Source organism: Ruegeria sp. AM2 (assembly GCF_056540685.1).
In genome coordinates this window covers 99,861-119,427 of record NZ_JBQFXE010000007.1, presented here as the reverse complement: position 1 = coordinate 119,427, position 19,567 = coordinate 99,861, and the positions used below count along the sequence as shown (strand labels likewise).

13 protein-coding genes and 2 pseudogenes are annotated in these 19,567 nt (G+C 56.6%); 8 read left to right on the top strand and 7 right to left on the bottom strand.

What is annotated here, in order from left to right:
* The first annotated feature begins 12 nt into the window (after positions 1 to 12).
* The 4 genes from ACR0CR_RS14050 (at position 13) to ACR0CR_RS14035 (ending at position 6,031) form a co-directional block, all read left to right on the top strand.
* A complete protein-coding gene (locus ACR0CR_RS14050; RefSeq protein ID WP_480600057.1) occupies positions 13 to 1,827 on the top strand; it encodes a sulfotransferase in 1,815 nt (604 codons plus the stop codon).
* 3 nt (positions 1,828 to 1,830) lie between these two features.
* Positions 1,831 to 3,123 (top strand): TfuA-like protein, encoded by a 1,293-nt coding sequence (locus ACR0CR_RS14045; RefSeq protein WP_480600055.1) that lies wholly within the window; start codon positions 1,831 to 1,833, stop codon positions 3,121 to 3,123.
* Positions 3,120 to 4,349, top strand: a complete 1,230-nt coding sequence (locus ACR0CR_RS14040; protein ID WP_480600053.1) for a YcaO-like family protein — start codon at positions 3,120 to 3,122, stop codon at positions 4,347 to 4,349. Before ACR0CR_RS14045 ends, ACR0CR_RS14040 begins: the two co-directional genes overlap by 4 nt.
* 62 nt (positions 4,350 to 4,411) lie before the next feature.
* A complete protein-coding gene (locus tag ACR0CR_RS14035; protein WP_480600052.1) occupies positions 4,412 to 6,031 on the top strand; it encodes a hypothetical protein in 1,620 nt (539 codons plus the stop codon).
* A gap of 62 nt (positions 6,032 to 6,093) precedes the next feature.
* On the opposite strand, the gene ACR0CR_RS14030 is transcribed toward ACR0CR_RS14035, so the two are convergent.
* From ACR0CR_RS14030 to ACR0CR_RS14005, 6 genes are all read right to left on the bottom strand, one after another.
* Positions 6,094 to 7,278, bottom strand: coding sequence for a hypothetical protein (locus ACR0CR_RS14030; RefSeq protein WP_480600050.1), 1,185 nt, complete (start codon positions 7,276 to 7,278; stop codon positions 6,094 to 6,096).
* A 7-nt stretch (positions 7,279 to 7,285) separates the two neighbouring features.
* Complete coding sequence (locus ACR0CR_RS14025; protein ID WP_480600049.1) at positions 7,286 to 7,888, bottom strand: M23 family metallopeptidase; 603 nt, start codon at positions 7,886 to 7,888, stop codon at positions 7,286 to 7,288.
* A gap of 326 nt (positions 7,889 to 8,214) precedes the next feature.
* Positions 8,215 to 11,187: an NHLP bacteriocin export ABC transporter permease/ATPase subunit gene (locus ACR0CR_RS14020; protein ID WP_480600047.1), complete on the bottom strand. Its 2,973-nt coding sequence runs from the start codon at positions 11,185 to 11,187 to the stop codon at positions 8,215 to 8,217.
* A gap of 13 nt (positions 11,188 to 11,200) precedes the next feature.
* On the bottom strand, positions 11,201 to 13,438 hold the full coding sequence (locus ACR0CR_RS14015; protein ID WP_480600045.1) for an NHLP family bacteriocin export ABC transporter peptidase/permease/ATPase subunit: 2,238 nt from the start codon (positions 13,436 to 13,438) through the stop codon (positions 11,201 to 11,203).
* A gap of 61 nt (positions 13,439 to 13,499) precedes the next feature.
* Positions 13,500 to 14,753 carry an NHLP bacteriocin system secretion protein gene (locus ACR0CR_RS14010; protein ID WP_480600043.1) on the bottom strand — a complete coding sequence of 418 codons (1,254 nt, stop codon included), beginning with the start codon at positions 14,751 to 14,753 and terminating at the stop codon, positions 13,500 to 13,502.
* A gap of 109 nt (positions 14,754 to 14,862) precedes the next feature.
* Positions 14,863 to 15,864: a hypothetical protein gene (locus tag ACR0CR_RS14005; protein ID WP_480600041.1), complete on the bottom strand. Its 1,002-nt coding sequence runs from the start codon at positions 15,862 to 15,864 to the stop codon at positions 14,863 to 14,865.
* A 92-nt stretch (positions 15,865 to 15,956) separates the two neighbouring features.
* Between ACR0CR_RS14005 and ACR0CR_RS14000 the strand changes: the two genes are divergently transcribed.
* The 4 genes and pseudogenes from ACR0CR_RS14000 to ACR0CR_RS13985 all read left to right on the top strand — a co-directional run bounded on the left by ACR0CR_RS14000 (position 15,957) and on the right by ACR0CR_RS13985 (position 19,284).
* Positions 15,957 to 17,087, top strand: coding sequence for a DUF7005 family protein (locus tag ACR0CR_RS14000; RefSeq protein WP_480600039.1), 1,131 nt, complete (start codon positions 15,957 to 15,959; stop codon positions 17,085 to 17,087).
* 142 nt (positions 17,088 to 17,229) lie between these two features.
* A complete protein-coding gene (locus ACR0CR_RS13995) occupies positions 17,230 to 17,568 on the top strand; it encodes an STAS domain-containing protein (protein WP_480600037.1) in 339 nt (112 codons plus the stop codon).
* A 249-nt stretch (positions 17,569 to 17,817) separates the two neighbouring features.
* Complete coding sequence (locus tag ACR0CR_RS13990) at positions 17,818 to 18,516, top strand: M23 family metallopeptidase (protein WP_480600035.1); 699 nt, start codon at positions 17,818 to 17,820, stop codon at positions 18,514 to 18,516.
* A gap of 90 nt (positions 18,517 to 18,606) precedes the next feature.
* Positions 18,607 to 19,284: pseudogene (locus ACR0CR_RS13985) on the top strand (IS6 family transposase).
* A gap of 62 nt (positions 19,285 to 19,346) precedes the next feature.
* Here the strand turns inward: ACR0CR_RS13985 and ACR0CR_RS13980 are convergent.
* A pseudogene (locus tag ACR0CR_RS13980) lies at positions 19,347 to 19,547 on the bottom strand (transposase); the annotation flags it as partial.
* Between the last annotated feature and the right edge of the window lie 20 nt (positions 19,548 to 19,567).

Genomic DNA, 19,567 nt, shown 5'->3' with positions numbered 1-19,567 from the left:
GCGGGGGCTGGAATGAAAACCATCGCAACATGGCTGGTACACGTTGTCCGCGCAACTCGTGTCGGATGGAGCCTCCCGCCTGCGATGGAAGCTGGACCGCGTGGTCAGTTGTTTGCCGATTTGATGCAAGATCAGATCGCAGAAACGCTCACGTCGGACAGATTGGCGCTCTATGAGGCCGTTCGAGACACGGTGCGCGAGGCAATATCAGTGCTTCATCAAGACGGGACCTTGGCGGCAGGAAAGGTCTTTGAGCAGGCTCAAAACCTGGCCGCACCGTTCGCTGATACGGATCCGGAACTGGACGCCTTGTCCCAAAGCTGGATCGAGCAGGCTATGGCTTTCTACGATGTACGCGTTGGTGATTTGCAATCTGCAGAGACCCGGCTGAAACGTGCCATGTCGGCCGATACGCGGTTGGAACAGGATTTCGGCTATGACCTGATGCATATCGGGCGCATTCATACGCTGCACCTCTGGCTTCGAGTTCAGGCGGCAAAAGGCGATGTTTCAACGGCCCTCGACGCCGCGGATGCCGTCTTGCGCTATTTACATTGTGGCGGTGAAACCCTGCCGTTCGGCACCGGATGGTCTCCGCAATTGGCAGCGGGTATCCGACCGGACCTTTCCTCGGCTATGACCTATCGGATTTGCAGTGAAATCGGCACCATTTTACAAACGTTGCCGCAAGCCGAGGTAGCTCAGTTTTTGCCGTCAATGCCGGGGCTTCGACAGGTGGCCACGTTGGACGGCTATGACGAAATAGCCGCGTGGCGAACTGCAAAACTGGCGTGGAGCGGCGGGCAAGTCTACGACTTTTTCGATGCGGTTGTACCTTCTCTGCTGGCCGGACGCGGCCAGACGTGTCTGTGGTACACAATGGTGTTGGACGCCGTTTCAGTCGCAAAAACGCTGCGGGATCAAAGTGGTCAGCTGTTTGCAGAAGATGTCGCGCAACGCGCCGCAGAAGACACGGCCGACGCAGCTGTTCTTCCCGGCTCTATTCGGGCGGCTTTGCGAAAATGCGGTGACACACGCCTTGCGACCCCTTTGGTGGTGAACTGGCCGAAGCGGCGGTTTCATTTGATGTGCATGGGATTGCCAAGATCGGGGACGACCTCTCTGTTCACGCTCTTTCGCCACATGCGCGCAGCAAATGAATATGCTGAGAAGGCAACAATCGAAGCTCTGACGCGTCGGATGCCCGATGCGGAATTGTCTACGTTTCTCGCCCGACGGGACCGGGAAAGCGCGTTGGAAATGGACGCGGCTAGTTTCCTGCATCTTGCGGCACCTCAGTTGGTCGCCCAATGCCCGGACGCTGGGTTTGTGGTTCCCATCCGGCCACCGGCAGAGTGGTTCGAAAGCTACCTGAAAATGCTGTTGCGCTGGTTTGACAGCTTCCAAGTAAAAGGCCGCACCCCTCCGACCTGGATGCAGGCATATGGACAATTGCTGTTTGGCCATTTTGACTGGTCAGAAATTGCCACGCCGGAGGCACGCGAACAGCACATGCCGGTTGTCGCGGAACGATTTTTGGGCCACTGGTCGGAAGCCACGTCACGTACGCTTGACGTTTTGCCGCCGCATCGCAGGCTGATCCTGCACACTCGGGATTTGGGCAAACGTCGCGGCGACCTTGCGCGATTTGCGGGTATTTCCGAAGACAGCCTGACGATGGAGAGCCATTCAAATATCAGCCCGCTGGGCGCAGATATTTTGCAAGGCCTATCAAGGTTGGAGCTCACGAAAATGGCGCAAGATATCTGTGGCCCAACTTACGCGGCCGCTAGCACCGAAGCTGATGTTCAGAAGGTGCCTGTATAGAATATGGCCGTGCAGGACTGCCAGATACCAACGGGTCGGGATCTTGTCTTTCTGGGGCCATCGCTGTCTTTGAACGAGGCAACCGCGCTGCATCCCGACGCGGTTTTCAAGCCTCCGATCAAATATGGCGATCTTTATTCCATTTTGGCACAGCCACCCGCCCGTGTCTTGATCATCGACGGGTACTTCCACGCGCAATCACCGATTTGGCAACGGGAAATCCTTGCTGCACTGCACGCTGGTGTTGAGGTATTTGGGGCGTCAAGCATGGGCGCATTGCGCGCGGTTGAACTGGCCCCATATGGAATGGTCGGATTGGGAGAGGTCGTTCGGCAATTCGAAAGCGGAGAGATCGAAGGGGACGACGAAGTGGCGCTCAGCCACGGACCGGCGGAGATGGGGTATGTTGAGCTTTCCGTTCCACTGGTTGACCTACGGCGGATCGTTAAAGACCTATTCCCCGATGAGCCGCTAGCCGGAAACCTGATTGCTAACGTCAAATCATGGGGACATGTCAATCGGACGGTCGAACGGATCGCAGATGCCGCCAGCCGGTTGGGCTTAGACGGCGCTGCGCTAGGGCAGGCGCTGAAGGTCCAGACCCGATTGAAGGCCCTCGATGCAAGATACGCGTTGAGTTTCTTGGCTGATAATCGGACTGTCACAGGCAACAGAACTGATCTGTGGCCAAATCCAGACCCGGCGCCGCTTGATGTCGATCCGCGTCTGGCACGTGTCGTGACCGTGCCGACGGGTCGATCGGTATCCCTGAACGCACAATTGCTTACCCTCGCCGAACAACCCAAAGCCCTCTCGGATGCGTGGCGGCTCAGCCGACGTCATTGGTTTCTAAGAGATTGGTGCGCATTGACGGGGCAAGGTCCGGATCAGGCTGAGGTTTCGCGCTTTGCCAACCAAGCCGTGGATAGGTACGCAGAGGTGCGGGGGCAAACACGGGAAACTTGGTGTGCGGCACACGGTTTACGGCCCGAGGAGCTATCATCCGTTTTTCGCGGAGCCGCAACAAGTGACTGGATCGCGCTGCATCCCGTTCAAGACTTGAACTTGCATGAACAGCTTGACCTGCAGCTGCCCTCCGAAATGGCTGTCCTGCTTGATTGGGCCGCGCGCGTTGGTGTTGTCCCGCCCAAAGAAGTTGCAGGCCCAACGGCCACTGCTGTTTGGATAGTGCAACAAGGTCCGATGTTCTTTGGGGCGGTGGATTGGCATGAGGATTTGGCTTTGCTGGACACGCTGATCGCTCGCAACGAACTATTTGCACAGGCCGAACCATGAGCGATGGCCTGCACGGACTGGACGGATTGCAATTCGGAGCAGGGCTCTCGAAGCATGCAAGCGAATTGGCCCAATTGCGCAAATTCTCGGCCGAAGAGACCTGGGCCCGCATCCAACCGGATCTGAAATCATGCGGCGTGACCCGCGTCGCGCCAATCACGCAACTGGACGTGCTGGGTGTGCCGTCCTGGGTTGCTGCGCGCCCTGGTGGGAAAGTGCTTCAGGTTTCAAATGGCAAGGGCTTGTCCGACGCCGCCGCACGGGTATCTGCCGCGATGGAGGCCTGCGAGTTGCATCGTGCCGAAAATCCGTTGCCCGACCAGATTTGGCAGAAGTCGCTCCAATCTCTACCGAGCAGGAAAAACGGAGGTGCTGACCGCATTCTGCGCCCTCATGAATTGCCGGGCATGTTGCCGCGTTACTATAACGACACCTTCGCCAACGAATGGACTCTAGGCGTTGAACTGAGCAACGGCGAGCCGTGTTTTGCGCCCTCCAGTGCGGTCTATTTCCTGCGCAGGCCTGGTTACTACGAAACCAGTTCGAACGGTTTGGCCTCAGGGAATTCGCTGGCCGAAGCCTATCTTCACGCGCTCTACGAAGTCATTGAGCGCGACGCGATGTGCGCGGTTCGGCAAAGTGGAAAGCTGTTGTTGCGGCAACGCGCGCAAATCATCGAACCAGACAGTGTAGATGACCCAATAGCCCGATTGATCCTTGATCGGTGTCGTGAGACCGGGTCGGAAATACGTCTTTTCGCGCTTCCTGCCGCCGTCAATCTTCCGGTCATCTGGGCCGTTCTGCTAGATCAAAGCTCTGGCTCGGCAAGGTCAAGCTGCAATGTGGGATGGGGTTGCCACGCACAACCTCAGGTCGCGTTGCACCGTGCCATCACCGAAGCCGCTCAGTCCAGGCTCGGCATGATCCACGGTGCGCGGGATGACATTCTGCGCAAACCCGTCCACGCGCTGGAAGGTCCGGCCGCGAGTCCGGTCTTTGATTTCTTTCGCAATCTGAAATCCGATACGTCTTGGTCAACGATTTCTAAAGCTCCATATATGAATACGGGCGCGAATTCGAGCACTGCGACCCGTAAGATCGTTGATGCGCTTGCCAAAAATGGCCGTGGTCCAGTGTTCGGCTTTGATCTCAGCGATCCGGCGCATAGCTTCTTTGCAGCAAGGGTTCTGGCGCCCGGACTGAAGTTCGACAAATCTCTATTTTAGGTTGTGTTGCGTTCAATAGTGCGGAACTATGATTGCAACACGGTTCGAAGAGGAGCGAGAACTTGACCAGCGTTATCGAGACCGGAAGGGGAGAATCCACCGTAGAGATGCGAAACCGCAATCGCTATGTGGATACGTTCAGCGACTTTTCGCCTGATGAAATGGAAAGCCTCTGCCAGGTGAAACGTTTCATCGAGTGCTATGAGGGCGATCGCGATTTTCGCAATGCGCTGGACGACGGCGGAAAATTCTCGGATGACCAGCGCCAGATGTTGAAGGATATCGGGGTCACGTTTGAACCCGAAGAGCTTGCCTTGTTGTGGGAAGATCCTGGCTTTAGCGGTCAAATCAGCCAGCACGCATTCGGAGCCGACAGCTTCGAAGAGCTGCCGTCCGAGATTCATGAGACCCTGGCGCGCTATCCCAGACTGCGCACATGGTACTTGTGGCGGTTCCGCCGCGAGAAGACGGGTTTTGTTCAAAAGAAAATGGTGCTGACCACCAAGTCACTCAGTCCGGAATACACGGTGTGGCGCGCACGGCGCATTGCCACAACGCGAAATGAACTCGGTAGTTATGGCTGGGACATTGATCATCCCTGCCACGCGGTCGAGATGGCCGTGGGATGCTCTGTTGGCTGTCATTTCTGCGCATTTGATGCACCCAAGCTGCAGACGGTCTATGACGTCTCGGTGCCGGAAAACCAGGAAATGGTGGCAGGGGTCGCCAATGGTATGGCCGAGGTTCTGGGCTGGCCCGCCGCCCATGGGATGCTGTATTGGAGCACGGAACCCCACGACAATCCGCATTACGTAAAATTGCTGGAGATCTGGCACTCGGTTACCGGTGCATCTTTGTGCACCGCAACGGCGCGCGCCAAGGAAGATTGGGTTGGCGAACTGATCGGGTTCTACAGCAAGGTGCCCGCACCGTGGCCGCGTATCAGCGTGCTGTCTCGCAATATCATGCGGCGCCTGCATAAAACCTTCACACCGTCGGAGATGCGCGACACAACCCTTTTGATGCAGCAAGCCGATGCCGAGGTTTTCCGCGCAAAGGTCCCGGGTGGCCGCGAGCGTATGTTAAAGCAACTCGTTGAATCGGACGACATGCGCAATATCGACACTGACAATCCGCCCGAAGGGTTCGACGTGCCTCAGGGCTCGATTGCTTGCGTCTCTGGTTTGCTGGTCAACATGGTCAACAAGTCCGTTCGTCTGATCAGCCCTTGCTATACGACGCTGGAAAACCGCTATGGCTATCGCGTGTTCGACGAGGCGACCTTTAAAGACGGTGAAGACTTCAAGCGGGTGCTTGAGAAGATTGTCGCCCGTTCGATGGTTGTCGAACCCTATCCAGAGATGCCGATCAAGTGGCGCGATGACCTGAAGTTCATTGAGCAAGAAGACGGGTTCACCCTAATCTCACCGACCACCCGTCGCGACTTCCGCCGTGGTACGTTGCACCAGGTCACGGGCGCGCTAATTTCCGATGGCACTCTGACCTATGGCGAAGTGTTTGATCAGCTGTCAGATCATCCCGAAATTGGTCCGATGGCTGCAATGGCGATGCTCGAGAACATGTTCTCAAACGGGTATCTCTGCGAGATGGCGATCACCAAGGACTATCGCGCCAGAAAAGAAGCGGAAAACGCCGCGCTGCGGGATGTCGAGATCGCTTAATTCGGTGGTCCATACAAATTCGAATTGGCGGCTTTTTAAGCCGCCTTTTCTTTGGCCTGCGTTTATCGCCAACCGCCGCCATCAATCTCATCGCCATGAGATGGCGCTTGGTTGAACGGCGGGCGCAACACGCCGACATAGGCCTTGGCCTCGGTCACTTCGGCCCCGACGATGACCAGTTTTAGGTGATGCACGTTGCACGAAAGAGCCGGATAAATCACTTGCGGTCCGTCCGCAGACCAGGCGGGCAGGGCGTATTGTTCATGAAACGGCACTTCACGCAGCGCGCTTATTTTGTCTGAACGTGCAAGACCCGCGGATTGCAAGCGGCTAAACGCCGCCTCCCAGGGTTGCGTCGAGAACGTGTTTTCCTTTGCATAAAGCTCGATACCCAGCTTGGGCCCAATCCCATCCGGCATCAGGTCGATGTTCAAAGCGGCCTCTCCCAACGGGTCCGCATAGTCCCGCCAAACGGCCTTGACCGTTTCCAGGTCTCCGGGCCAGCCAATCTGATCAAGCCAGGCAATCGCAGCATCGCAGCTTAGGCCTGTCAGGCAAAGGCGGGTGACGACAACCTCGCGCGCGCCCATAACACCCATCTGAAAAATTGTGACGTCTTCGGGCAGCGCCTCGGCGAACTTGGCCAATTGGCCGCTATCGATTTCCAACTGAAAGAACCGCTGCCCAAGCTCGGACAGGGCGGCCAGAAGTGCACGGTCGGTGCCTTTGGCTTGCCTGTTGGGTCCCCAGAACATGCAGGGTTTGTCCAGGCACTTGTCCAGCTCTGGCCCTTCAGCGCTTGCGCTATCGACTTCCAACCAGACATTGCCAAGCATCGGTTTCCAGCGCGCTCCGTCGCGCCAGTCGCTGGCAAAACCAGACAGGTCTTCCCAGAAGGTCGAGCGTTTCAAAATAGAAGCCGTCGAAAAGGGGTCCTGCGCAAGCGCGGCGATTGATCCGTTGCCCTGTGCGATTTCCCACAGAATGTCCGCCCGGGCCTGTGGCTCTCCCAGCCGGATTTCCAACCCCCAGAACGGGGCCATCTCAGCCGGTAATTGATCGGCAACATGATAGAGGCGCGCCATACCGGGTGCGTCCACAAGCGCCGCTCCGACGCGCGGCGCAATTAACCTGAGGACATCACCGATGCTTTGACAGTGAGGCGCCAAAGACCGCTTGGCATTCGGGGCGGCCAGAGCATCATTTGCAATTTGGGATGACGCGGCAGTGTTCGGGGTCGTGGTCATTGCTCTGCTACCTTAGAACCATGTTTCTGGTCAGGAAAAGCCCGTTGAAGGTAATCGGAACGGCGGTTGCGGTCGTAACCACCGCTTCGATATCACTTAACTGGCCTTGAACCGCGTGGATATGCAAATGAGGTTCCGTTGAATTGCCTGAATTTCCAGCGCGCCCCAACTCGTTTCCCCTGCCGACGCGGTCTCCAGCTTCGACTTTCAAACTGCCAGGTTGGAGATGGGCCAGCAGAACTGTGATGTCGTCGCAGGCAAGCAACGCGAAATTACCCGCTGGCTCCTGCAGATTTGAACCTCCGATTGCTGTCTCTGGCTGGTCATTGCGCGTTGACAGAATACTCCCATCGCACGGGGCAATCACCGGCATCCCAAAGATCGCGTAGTCGTCTGGGTTTGACGATGACACCGCTTTGGCCCGTCGTCCATCGGGCCAGAGTGCGACCAGATCGACTGCGTATTTCTGGGCAGGCGTCGTGAAGTGGTGATTGATGATGATCGATTGCCCACCATGCAGGACGGCAACCCGATCACCATCTAGCGGCATAGCGAGGTTGACGGTGTTCGCAGGAGCACGTTCCGCGTTCAGGACTTGTACAAGGTTCATGCAAAAGAAGGCCGCTGGCAATGCAAATGCCACCAACGAAATCCATCCACCCCAGCCGCTCGGCACAACGCGTGTTTCGCCGGCTTTGCGGACTGGGCAGGACCAGAGCACAGACGCAACCGACAGTGCGATGAGGACCCATCGCCATTGCAATCCGACGATGAACCAAACGACACCGCCTAAGAACAAATAAACCGACAAGCTTAACAAAAGTGTCGACCGGAGAACCCAGTCCGCCCAACTTCGCGGTTGTCTAAGGACCAGATCGGTTGCTAACAACAGCGGAAGACCAAAACTCAGGATTATGGCCACCCACTGGCTCTGCATCACAACAGCTGCCTTCGCGCGAGCGCGGCAAACGATCCATCGCGCGCCATCAGTTCGCTATAGCGTCCTTCCTCGATGATTTTTCCGCCTTCCAGCATAATAATGCGGTCTGCATTGACGATGGTTGTCAGACGGTGCGCGACGACGATCCGGGTCAGGTTCTGTTTGTCTAGGCTGTTGTTTACGATCGCCTGCGTTTTGTTGTCGAGCGCGCTTGTGGCTTCGTCCAGTATGAGGATGCGCGGTTTTTGCGCCATCGCACGGGCAATCATAAGACGTTGTTTCTGACCGCCCGAGAATGTGCCTGCACCTTCGGAAACCACAGTGTGCAGTTTCATTGGCATGGCCTCGATATCGTCCTCAAGCCCGGCGGCAATCGCCGCTTCCATCGCGTCGTCTTGTGTCAGTTTCGTGGAACCGACGATGTTTTCAAAAATAGTACCCGAGGTCAGACGGCTGCCTTGTAAAACAACGCCGATCTGACGACGCACGGCTCCGAGGTTAAGGCCGTGCAAGTCCTGCCCGTCGAAGTACACGCCACCTGCTTCGGCCTGTTCAAAGCCAAGGATCAGTCGCAGGATCGTGGATTTTCCGGATCCGGATGCACCGACAAAGGCAACAAACTCACCAGGGCGGATTTTGATCGAGACGTTGTCCAGAACCGGGGGACCTTCGGGGTCATAGCGGAAGGTGACGTTGGACAATTCAATCTGCCCCGTCAGCTCTCCGGGATCGATGGCGTCGCTGCGCACTTCGGGTACGGCTTTCAGGATCGGATCGGCACGACGATAGAGCGGCACGATTTCGATGATCTGGGACGCTGCAGCAGCAAAGGCCATGACCGAGGCGTTGAACTGGCCAAGTGCAGCGTTGAAGGACAGAAAGTCACCGATGGTAAAGCCCGGCCCGTCGATGCTTGAATCGTTCAATTGATAATAGACATAGGCGAACACGGTGATCGAGGCAGCCACCGGGAACATCGTATTAAACACTTCTTGCCCGGCATTTAAGCGGGATGCGGCATAGGTGTGGCTTTTGGTCTTCTGATACAGCTGCGCCCACCGCGCAAAGGCGCGGCTTTCACTATGAGAACTTCTGAGCTTGCCGATGCCGGCGAGAAACTGGAAAACCTGACCTTCGATCTTGCCCATCGTTTCCAGCGCCGCCTGTTTGTGCGGGATCATCGCCCAGGTGAAAACTGTGGTTACGAGGATGACGATCAGGATCAACCCGGTGGCAACCAGCGCAAGCTCCCACGAGTAATAGAACAGCAGCGCGAAGGAAAAGAGCGAGAAAATAAGCGAAAATACGGATTGTATTGTGGCACCCGTCAGAACTTCGCGGATTGAGTTGATGCTGTTGGCGCGATCCGCCAGATCGCCAGACGTGTAATCGCGGAAAAACCCGAGTGGCAGTGCCAGCAACCTGTCCCATACGGCGGATTGAATGCGGCCGTCCATCTTGCCGGTGACGCGCAACACGGTGAAACCGCGCGTTATGTCAAAGATGAACACACCCAGGGCGGCTAGGATCAACGCCCCGATAACCGCCGTGAACGTATTCAGATCGGCACGAGGAACGACGTCCGAAAAAAGATAGCCGATGGAAACCGGTACAGCGAGGCCAAGCAGACCGGACATCAATCCCAGGCACAGCACCAGCCACATTTCACGCCGCATATCGCGCAAACCAAAGGAAAGAACCTCTTTCACGTCCAACGCCTTCAGGGGGAAGGGCACGTAGAACATGTAGGCAAACGCGTTCAATTCACCCGCATTGCGCCGCGTGATTTTGGTGCGAGTCCCAGAAGCCGGGTCAACCATCACATAGTCGCCAGAGGCGGAGCTTGGCATCAGGGCGACGGGCTGCGTTTCGTCTTCGTCCAAATACCCGACCAGCGCGCCTGCATCCGAACGATGCCACCCATCACGCAAGGCGACCCGACGCATGCGCAGCCCGGACGCGCGGGCAAATTCCTTGAGCTGGTCCACCCATTTGCGGTTTGTTCCGTGCTTCGGCTTCTTCGCATCTGAGCCCTGGCTGCGGACAACCTGAGAGAACACGGTGAACAACAGGTCTTCGCCTGTGTCGGCGTCGCTTCCGGTCTCGGCCAGGTTCTCCAGATCCGGGCGCAGAACGCTGCCCAGCGTGGCAAGGGCTCCGGTAAACCGAACCTGCCGTTGCCCGAACCGGGCCGCACGGGTTTCGACACCTTCGGCCCGGGATTGTTCGATTTCTTCCTGAATGATCGGCAGGAAGTAGCGATGGAAATTGTCCAAGGCTTCCCAAAGGCCGCCCAAAAACAAAAGTGTCGGCGTGTAGGCGCAGCTTATCGTGCTGTCGGTTCCAAAACTGACCCAGCTTTGATCGGTGATGGGAACCGCAACACCGCCTTGTTGTAGCTGGCATTCAGAGCGATCCAGAAATCTGGCCTCGCCGTCGTCGAGCGTACCCCAGATCACATCTTGAAACTGTGCACAGGCATCGGTGCCGCCAGAAAACGCCTGCGCGGGTTCCGCCTCTAGTACCAGCGCATTGCGCGGGATGCGGTTCTGAACGATGGCGCGGGACAGTAGCCCGACCCAAGTGTCGATCCAGTCCACGACGATCAGATCGAAGTCTTCGCCTTGGATATCCGCAGCATCGCCTTCGTAAAGCTGTGTCCCCATGGCTGCGACGGCTCGCAGCGCCAAGCGGTTGCCATTGGGCAGCTCAAGGCTGGGTACACCAAACAGCACCGCGCCGGGTCCAACATGCATGACATGGCGCCCTGTTGAGACCACCTGATCGCCCGACATCTCGATCGCATAGACGTCGATATACCCAACCAGAACCAGCCAGACCTTCGAAGTGTCTTCGATCATAAATGGCCGGTGACCGCCGACCGCCATGCGCCGACCGGTAATCTTACTCAGCAGTTCGGCGTCGAATGCGTCCTGAATTTCGGTCCGGACCATGTCTGTTTGTGTCATGCTCTCAAACCTCTTATTCCGCCTGCATCAGGCTGCGATAGGGCCCGTCCTGTTCGATCATCTCTTCGTGGATGCCGCGCTGCACCACCGAACCCTGGCTCAGCACGATGATCTCGTCGCTGTCACGAACGGTCGAGAGCCGGTGCGCCACCACGACGCTGGTACAGCCGCGACGCCGGACATTGTCATCGATCTGTTTTTCCACAATCGGATCAAGCGCCGCCGTCGCCTCATCCAGCACGAGGATCGATGGATTGACGGTTAGTGCGCGCGCGATTTCGATCCGTTGGCGCTGACCGCCGGAAAAGTTCGATCCCATCTCGGACACTTGCGTGTCATATCGACCGGGACGTGCTTCGATGATGTCCAGAATGGCGGCGTCGCGCAGCGCGTTTACGATGTCACGCTCCTGAACCATGGTGTCCCACATCGACATGTTGTCGCGCAGCGATCCTTCGAACAGGAAAATCTCTTGATCCACGGTCGAGAGGGACTGCGAAAAGACCCGCTGGGGTATTTCGCTCAGAGGCTTTCCGTCGAACAGAATGTCCCCGCTCCAGGGCGCATAGAGCCCGGTGATCAGCTTGGCCACCGTCGATTTGCCGCTGCCCGATCCTCCGATCAAGGCCACCCGCTGACCCGGTTCAATTACCAATGACAACCCGTCGATCAGCGGCGGTCCGGCTTTTGTGTAGCCAAACACAACGTCGCGCAACTCGATCCGTCCGTTCAGTTTGAAAACGGCGGCTTCGGCTGCTGATTTTTCGTCCTGCACGCCGGACCGCGGGTCAAGCTCATGGTTCAGAACGTCGTCAAGTCGCGCCAGATCGCCTTTGATTTCCTGAAGGCTGCCAGCGAGGTTAACCATCTGTTCGATCGGGCCGGTGAAGCTGCGCATCAGGCTTTGGAAGGCGACAAGCATACCGATGGTCATTGCGCCGTCCATCACCCGAAGGCCGCCGAGGAACAGGATTGCCACGGTAATCAGGGCCGATACCAATGTGGGAACCGACCCAAGGATCGTCGTATAGAATGAGAACTCCTGCCGCGATGTCAGATATTTGGCCTGATAGCCGGACCATTTAGAAAAGAAATCATCTTCCTGACCCGAAGATTTCAGGGTTTCCATAAGCTGTATGCCCGCGACCGATGTCCCCGCGAGCTTACCCTGATCTTGCATCAGGCGGCGACTGCCGTCTTCACGCACCCGGTTGAGCAACCGCAGAACCAGCACGTTCAGCAACGCCAAACCCGCGCCAACCATCGCCATGACGGGATCAAATGCGAACATGACTGCTAGATAGAAAACCACCGTCGGAAGCGATGCGAGGTTGGTGGCCAAAGGCCCGGACAGCAAGGTTGCCACACGGTCATTGGCGGTTATCCGAGACAGGATGTCCCCGGCAAAGCGTTGATCAAAGAAACCTTGGGGCAGCCGGAACACATGCCACAGAAAAGCAGATGCCTGCGTTATCGCAATCTTGGTGTCCAGCCGAACCAACGCGATCTGTTGGAGCCAGGTCAGCGCCCCCCGCATCAACGCGGTGAGCCCCATTCCGATGAGCAAAGGCATCACCCAGTTTTCGAGATTCTGGATCAGAATTTCATCGACGAAAATCTTTGAGAATACCGGAATGACCAGCCCAGGAATGACCAGTGACAAGGTGGCCAACAAGACAAAGGTCACGGCAGTTTTCGAACTGCTCAGGCGACGGAAAAGGCCTGCCAAGTCTTTGGGCCGCTCTCCCCCTTTTTTGAATTCCGGCCCCGGTTCGAAAGCAAGTACAACGCCTGTGTAGCCTTCGTCGAACTCTTCAAAGCTCAGCGTACGCGGACCCATCGCGGGGTCGTTTATGTGAACTTTCTTTCCCTTGATCCCTTCCAGAACCACAAAGTGGTTGAAGTTCCAGAACACGATGCAGGGCATCTTGATGTCGAGCAGCTTGGGCAGGCTGTATTTATATCCCTTGGCCGTCATCCCGTGCTCGCGAGCGGCTTTCAGAACATTTGACGCCTTTGAGCCATCACGGCTGACGCCGCATTCCGTCCGCAAACGTTCAAGCGGGACATAGCGGCCATAATAGCGCAGGATCATGGCCAGGGCGGCGGCACCACATTCCACGGCTTCCATTTGAAGCACGGTTGGAACCGACTTTCTGCGCCCCTTCTTACGGGCCGCTTCCTTGAAAGCCAGAAGCTCCTTATCGGCGCTTTGATCGTCCGAGTCGTTGGATTTGGAACCGAAAAACACGTCTGCTCAAGCCTTGTTCAATAAACGGAAATTCGCGTTGAATGAGGGTTGCGGGGGCACCTTACAGGCCCGTCCATTCGCGCAGCAGCGGGATCACCATTTCAATCGGGCGTTGGGATCGCACGGTCACTTCTGCCTCGGTCAAGGTGCCGGATCGCAGTTCCAGCCCTGCGCCCCTGTCCGATGTCCAGGCATATCCCGAGACCGAATTCGGGTCTCGATCCAGTCGTACAATCGCCCTGTAGGGCGGACCCGAGGCAGAAAACTGCCGGACAAGCTCGTTGTTGCGCAGCACGGCCATCATGCCGTCGATGGTTGAGGGGAACTCGGATACCTGCGTGACTTCACCGCGAATGGTCCCGTATTCCTCGCGCGCTGCAGTCAGCGGGGATACCTGAACCGGCATGCCGGGTTCCACCGATTTGCCGTCCGATGGGCCGACATACAAAACCAGCTCAAGACTGTCGCCTAATGTTTCAAAGGACAACGCAGCTTCACCGCGCCCCAATAGCTCGCCGGCTGTGGCCTGCAGTTCCGTCACTCGGCCTGCGGCGGGGCTGATGATGACCGACCCACGCTCCAGCTGACTTTCGATCGCCGCCTGTCGGCGCTCGGCTTCTGCGACGTTTTGCCGGGCCTGCTCAATCCGCTCGTTACTGCTCACCAATGCATCAAACCGGCGAACATCAATGTCGGACAGGACCTGCCGCAGTTCACCAAGTTCCTTGAGGATCGCATCTACGGCCAACTGACGTTCGAGCACCGCATCATTGGTAACCCGACCACGCTGCAGCAAATCCTGAAACTCCTCCAGACGCTCACGCGCGTTTTCCAGTCGCTCCGCCGCGATCTGCACCCGCTCATTCGTGGCGTCTGTCTGTTCTTTCAACGCTTCTTCCAGCAATTCTGATTGTCGCGCGACATCGGCCTCAATCCGGGTCAGCTCGTTTTTGGCCTCACTCACGGTTGCGATCATGTTGTTCAGTTCGATCTGAAGATCCCGTTGGGACAGGCGCGCAACGATCTGGTCCTTTTCGACCAGATCGTCGATCGAAACTTCCAGCCGTTCCACGATCCCATCGGCCTGCGCCACGGCGTCGAAAACGCGACCGCCTTCGATGATCAGAATTCCATCGCCTTTCACACGGGACGGGAGAGAACCCAGAAAACTCCAGACTATTGCCGCGCCAATCATCGACATCAGCATGATGATGGCCAGCCACGCCTTGCTGTCCGTCACCGGAACCAATCGATCTAGCTGTTCGGGAGAAGCGAGCCGGTCCATAGCACTTTTGCGGAAGATATTTTTGCTCATCTCTCACGTCCCGGCGTTAGCTGTGAGCTCTTAAACGGAAGACTTGCGGCTACCCGTCATGCTCTGCTTCTATTATCCCTGTGATTGAATACTCGGCGGTGAATACGCGTCAGTCAAGAGATTCATCGGGCAGCGCGCCAGCGCTATCGACTTTTGACTCCATCAGTTCCCTAATCTCTTGCCCCAAAGCGCTTCCAGCAACCCTAAGTTGAGCATCCGAAAGAGAATTTGACTCTCCGCTGGAAGCTGTCGCCTTTGGCTCATGCAGGTCATTTCTATAGCATTCGCTCGTTTCAAGGCGCGTATTCAAACATTCCAAAGTCGGAGACAGCCGATCCAGCATTGCGACCTGTACGGTCTTTGCAGGATACAACGCCTGCGCCGCTACATCTGGCAACTCGCTGCAAAGTGCATCCGACAGAATGCGCCCGCGTCGACCGATTTCTGCGTTCAGCGCCAGTTGCAACACGGTTTCCGCGCCGGTCAGGCCCCGATTGATGATTGGTGCTTTTGGCGCAGTAAATTCATGCGCCGCAAGGCCGAGCCAATCTGATACTTGGTTTTTCAGGCGCGACCTGTGGCGGCTGTAATTGAATACTCTGATCGAAATGTTTGGTTGATCACTGTAGATGTGCAGAAACCGCAAAACCAGATCGGGGACAGAATAGCGGGCAAAGAATTGTTCCAATGTGGCTGTCCCGCCTGCGCGTTTGACGTATTGCATCCACAACGAAGCGGCATGCGACACGGGATCCCGGACAGCAAGCAAAATGGACACGCCATCATATCCGGCCTCGGTCGCCAGATGCAGCAGTCGCTTCGGGTCCGAGGCGGTAGCCAATTGCGGAAAGAACTCCTCGCTCGACAGGATAAGTCCGCGGTCGGGGCGGGGTCGTTCGCGCAAAAGGGCCTGCATCTCAGCTGGTGATTGGGCCGCCACCAGACCATTGCCCTGACCGACTTCGGCATTATCCTCTTCAATTTCCAGCCATGACGGTGGCGGATAATCATAACCGCGCAGTGCCAACGCCGATCGATTTTCTCTGAGCAGGGCCTGTATGAAACTTGTGCCTGTTTTGGAGTGGCCTACGTGTAACAGGAGCCTTGACATGTTACCTTCCGGGATTGCTATGGATGCAGGATTGCACCGGGCGTCCGCTGTGACAGCACCCCGATTGTTTGTTGAAGTAAAGGTGATTTACGATGCTTGAGCAAGCGCCCAATGCCTTGCGCGTTGCAGGAGTGGAAGGCGCCGATGCCGATAGCTTGATGGCGGCGCTATTGCCGCCTTTTGAATGCCCCGACACAGCTCCGAAGTTTCCACTTCCGGACGAAGCTTTTGTGGAAAAATGGGAAATTTACGCGAGCAGCTCGGATATTTGGCACAGTTTGTCCGCCGCACTCCCGCAGCTTCGTTTTGAAGTTGCAGAGGGGCAAAGTCAGAACCCGGCCTATCTGGCTGCGACACGGCGGGGCGACCTGTCGTTGGCACCAGAAGCGGGCAATGGTCTGCGGCTGGAGGCCCCACGCGAATTATGCGTGACGCTGCACCCGACGCCTGCTGGGCGCATTCCGGTCCTTGAACCGGCGACGCGACCGGACTTCGAGACCCTTTTGCGTGCTTTTTTGCATCGCAGCGAACCCGTTCCGGTGCCTCGCAGCATGGGGGCGGCCATGGTTGCAGGCTTCAATAACTGGGACCGAATAGAGAACCTCAAGGCAGGTTGGCTTGCCGATGGCAACGCCGAGATCGGATGGAGCGCGTATTTCAAGGCTGAGATTGTTCCCAACAAACCTCTGTATCAGGATCGGTTCATTATCTTGTCGCGCGGGATCTATAGTAATGTGACATCCGATGATTTGCCCGGTGGGCCAGATAAGGTTCTGGAGTTGTCGCGGATCATTCGGCTGGAGCACGAATGCGCGCACTACTTCACACGCCGTGTGTGTGGCCAAATGCGCAACGATCTGTATGACGAGCTGTTGGCCGACTACGCGGGACTGGTTGCTGCGACCGATCAGTTCGACGCGGAGTTGTTTCTGATGATGATCGGGACGAATTCGGAGGGTTCACTCCAATCTCAAGCGCGCGCACGAATCTACCTAGCAGACAATTTGACGCCTGCGGCAGAGTGCGGGATGCTGAAACTGCTGGCTCACGCATCGAACACATTGAGCCGGTTGCATCAGGACCATGTTGCGCCGAAATTGGGCACGTCCCTGACATTCGGTCAGGTTCTGCTGGCCCTTGCCTCATTGTGTTTTGAAGACATGGCAGCCGGCGACGTGGAGCGCCGTTTCCTGGAAAGCCTCGATTGGGCAAGCGCAAAATGAATGTCTGCCGAAACGCAATGCGAATGGCAAATTTTTTGCAACCTATCGTGGTGGCATCAATTGACTTTTGACCGCTTAGCCTGCCAGTTTAGCGCCAACCCGGATGAGCAGATAAAGCGCTTTGGCGACATAGGAGCAACCGATGGAGATTAATGTCATCCAGCATGACGGCTACGCACAACTGGTTGTTACTGGCCGTATCGACAGTTCAACGGCGCCGCAATTCGAAGGTGCATTGATTGCGCAGCTCGACGGGGCTGCGACGTCGACGCTTGTGGACATGACGGCTGTTGATTTTGTCAGCAGCGCGGGCCTGAGGGTCTTTCTGATGGGCGCGAAGAAGGTCAAAGGAACCGCAGTTCAGATGGTTCTTTGCGCAATGAACGACAATATTCGCAACGTTTTCAAGATGAGCGGGTTTGATCGCATTCTGTCGATCGCCGATAGCCTCGAGGACGGTGTGGGTCAAGTTAACAGCTAGAGGGCGCGCGCGGCGATGTATGTCCCGCGCCCATTATTGGCAGCGCTGTCACACGCTGTGCTGCCGCCATTGATGGCGGCGCAGGTCGTGTTCGGGTCAAGCTTGGCCGAGCAACTGTCCGGGGTCGTTACATTTGCGGCTTTTTGTATGTTCTTCCAGACTATGTTGCCGCGCACGCCACCTTGGGACAGGTGGATAATATTTGTCAGTGCGTGCGCAATAGCATGCCGTTTGCTTACTCAGGTCGAGATGCCGAACGGTACTTGGTCCGACGCCACGGTCGGATTGTTGATCGGCGTGCCGGTCGGTGTGTTTTGTGTGGCGGTGGTACTAAAAAGACCCCGCGGACAGGCCGAACTGCGCTTACACAGCCCCGTATCTGGTGGCCGATTTCTGATCGTACAAGGCGGGGCCAGCCGGTTCGTGAACCACCACCTGAAATGCCTGCAAATTCCGTCTCTGCGGGGTCAGTCATACGGGGTTGATATTGTAGCTGCGGGCAGGTTCGGCTTGCAAACACGCAATCTTTGGCCGCGACACATCAATGATTTCTGGATTTTTGGGCATCCGTTGGGTTCGCCTGTTGAGGGGCAAGTCAGCGCAGCAAGCGACGGAGCAGAAGACCAGCCATTGGGAGGTGCCGATCGCGAGGCACCGATGGGAAATTATGTCTGTATCCAGTGCGACGATCCGGAATTTGGCCGGATCGAAGTATGTATGGCGCACCTTCGCAAAGGTAGTGTTTCGGTGACGAAAGGAGATTTCGTCAGATCGGGCCAACCTTTGGGAGCCATCGGTAATTCAGGAAACTCTTCTGACCCGCATCTGCACATACATGTGCATCTGCCCGACAGCTCAGGTGATCCTTTGGTTGGCAAGCCAATCCTGTTCTTGTTCCCGGGTATGGGCAACATCCGGCGTAACCGTGTTTTTACAGTTCCGGACTAAGTGGTTCCGTCGCATATTTCGCTTCTACCCGTCAGGTCGAGTGCAATTCTGGTCGCCCGCACTCGCACATGACGGGAGCAGGCCAAGACGATCTCAGCCAAGGGCACGCATTCTCCAAAAAGCGTGATCTTGCACGCGGATTTCTTCTATCTGCGCTACGGTGTTTCATAACGAGGTCTGGAATAAATCATAGCGCAACGTGGCGGTCATCTGGATCATGCAACGCCAAAACGCTGGGTCAGTCGATATGCAAGCCTCGTTGCTGAAGCAGCTCGGTCCGGAAAGAACCCTGCAGACCGTTCGTGGCGAATGGATGAAACCTATGTGCGGGTCCAAGGCAAATGCATTTGTCTTTACCGAGCTATCGACAAATACGGAAAGACCTTGGATTTCATGTTGACCGAACGCCGCATGACAGCCGCAGCGACGAAGTTGTTCGCCCGTGCGCTTGAGGTGTACGGCCTACTGCGCAAGATCGTCATCGATAAATGTGATGCCAATACAGTTGGCGTGAAGGCGATCAACAAGATGCTCAAAAGCTTTGGCCGCCCGATCCTGACCGGAGTGGTCCGGTGGAGATACCGCAACACTAACCTTGAACAGGATCACTGTTTCATCAAACGAAGGATCAGATCTATGCCGAGATTCAGATCTTTTGCTTTTGCCCCACCTGTCCAGGCGGGCATAGAACTGGTCAATATGATCCGCAAAGGTCAATTCAAGCCTAGACTCTGTCCGTTTCAGCAGCTCGCCCAAGTGGCAGAGTAAACCGCTCACCAATTCCACTGAAACTTGGCCATCTAATAAGTTTGCGACAGAACCCTTTCGTAGCCCCGCTGGGTCCACGGTCGACATCGCCAGTGCGGGCCATATTTTTGGGGCACATCACGCCATTGTAAATCATCGCGAGTGTTGAATATGATACCGCTCAACATACGTCTGTCATCAACATGCAGTTTACCGTGCCACTGAGAAACCAAAGGTTCCAGACGTGCCATCTGCGTGTCACTTAACCAGAAAAGATCAGACATTGTGAAGTGCCAAACCGCGC

Excerpts from the sequence above, each read along its gene's own strand:
- ACR0CR_RS14010 (WP_480600043.1), bottom strand. The coding sequence starts at position 14,753 with ATGAGCAAAAATATCTTCCGCAAAAGTGCTATGGACCGGCTCGCTTCT.
- ACR0CR_RS14050 (WP_480600057.1), top strand. The coding sequence starts at position 13 with ATGAAAACCATCGCAACATGGCTGGTACACGTTGTCCGCGCAACTCGT.
- ACR0CR_RS14025 (WP_480600049.1), bottom strand. The coding sequence starts at position 7,888 with ATGAACCTTGTACAAGTCCTGAACGCGGAACGTGCTCCTGCGAACACC.
- ACR0CR_RS14030 (WP_480600050.1), bottom strand. The coding sequence starts at position 7,278 with ATGACCACGACCCCGAACACTGCCGCGTCATCCCAAATTGCAAATGAT.
- ACR0CR_RS14040 (WP_480600053.1), top strand. The coding sequence starts at position 3,120 with ATGAGCGATGGCCTGCACGGACTGGACGGATTGCAATTCGGAGCAGGG.
- ACR0CR_RS14045 (WP_480600055.1), top strand. The coding sequence starts at position 1,831 with ATGGCCGTGCAGGACTGCCAGATACCAACGGGTCGGGATCTTGTCTTT.
- ACR0CR_RS14000 (WP_480600039.1), top strand. The coding sequence starts at position 15,957 with ATGCTTGAGCAAGCGCCCAATGCCTTGCGCGTTGCAGGAGTGGAAGGC.
- ACR0CR_RS14020 (WP_480600047.1), bottom strand. The coding sequence starts at position 11,187 with ATGACACAAACAGACATGGTCCGGACCGAAATTCAGGACGCATTCGAC.
- ACR0CR_RS14005 (WP_480600041.1), bottom strand. The coding sequence starts at position 15,864 with ATGTCAAGGCTCCTGTTACACGTAGGCCACTCCAAAACAGGCACAAGT.
- ACR0CR_RS13995 (WP_480600037.1), top strand. The coding sequence starts at position 17,230 with ATGGAGATTAATGTCATCCAGCATGACGGCTACGCACAACTGGTTGTT.
- ACR0CR_RS13990 (WP_480600035.1), top strand. The coding sequence starts at position 17,818 with ATGCCGAACGGTACTTGGTCCGACGCCACGGTCGGATTGTTGATCGGC.